Here is a 1,376-nt window from a genome sequence, read left to right on the forward strand (position 1 = left end):
GGGCACTGAATACTGAGCTTAACCAGCGGCCCATGAAGCATTACAACGGTGCCAGCCGTGAGCAGTTGTTTACCTTGCTGGATGCGCCTGCATTACAGCCATTGCCGCCCTATGCCTATGAGTACACAGATTACCGCATTGCAAAAGTGGCTAAAGATTACCACGTACAATACGACTATCACTGGTACTCGGTGCCACATCGTTTAGTCGGTGAGCGGGTTGAAATCAGTGCCACGCAAACGCTGGTGAAGGTTTACCATCAGGCTAAATGTGTCGCACAGCATCCCCGCAGCCATAACGCTTACCGGCACAGTACGGATGTGGCACATATGCCAGAAAACCATGCAGCCTATCAGGAGTGGAACCCGGAGCGTATTCGCAGCTGGGCCAAGCATATTGGCTCCAGCACCCTGGCGGTGGTCTTAGCGGTTGAACGCAGTAAAGACCATCTGGTTCAGGCACAGCGCGCCTGCCTGGCGCTACTGAGCGAGCAAAAACGCTACGGCAGCGACCGACTGGAAAATGCCTGCGCACTGGCCATAAGCCGCCAGCTACCTTATATACCGGTCATCAAAAAGCTGCTGAAAACCGGTGAAGATATGCGCAGGCAACCGGATGAAACCAACACCATTATCCCTGGCACACACATCAACATCCGTGGCTCAAAATACTACCAATAAGGACAACACTAATGGATACACTACTTATCCAACTGCGCCAGCTTAAGCTGGCAGCCATGGCAAGTGCGCTGGAGCAACAACGCCTTGCACCCCATACTTATGCCGAACTTAGCTTCGATGAACGACTGGGATTACTGGTCGAGCAAGAACATCTGGCGCGGGATAACACCCGCTTACAACGCTTGCGCAAACTGGCTAATCTGCGCCTTAAAGCGACACCAGAAGGCTTACGCTATCCGGCAAAGCGGGGCTTAAGGGCTGAGCAAATTACGCCACTTATGCAAGGACATCACCTGACGTACCACCAAAACATCTTGATAACCGGCCCCACCGGCAGCGGCAAAACCTATCTTGCCTGCGCCTTAGGTGAGCAAGCTTGCCGCCAGAATAAACGCGTGCTGTATTACCGGTTAGGCCGGTTGTTGGAGAGCTTGAAAATGGGGCATGCCGATGGTAGCTACCTTAAGCAACTGGTACAGCTACAAAAAGTAGATATGTTGATCTTGGATGATTGGGGCCTTGAGGGATTTAAAGGTAAGCAAGTCAGCGATTTATTGGACGTAATTGAAGATCGCTACGAGCAACGCAGCACAATTATCGTCAGTCAATTACCGGTCTCAGAATGGTACGGCCTAATGGATAACCCGACGGTTGCTGATGCGCTATTAGACAGAGTGATCCACAACGCCCACCGAT

2 protein-coding genes are annotated in these 1,376 nt (G+C 51.9%); both read left to right on the forward strand.

The features are described 5' to 3' along the window. Positions 1-680: Mu transposase domain-containing protein (locus tag LMJ53_RS16945; protein WP_420778866.1), on the forward strand; the 680-nt coding region annotated here is incomplete at its 5' end. Between the two features lie 11 nt (positions 681-691). After that, positions 692-1,376: IS21-like element helper ATPase IstB (gene istB / locus LMJ53_RS16950; RefSeq protein WP_229588580.1), on the forward strand; the 685-nt coding region annotated here is incomplete at its 3' end.

It is taken from the genome of Rheinheimera sp. UJ51 (assembly GCF_020819615.1).
Taxonomy (GTDB): domain Bacteria; phylum Pseudomonadota; class Gammaproteobacteria; order Enterobacterales; family Alteromonadaceae; genus Alishewanella; species Alishewanella maricola.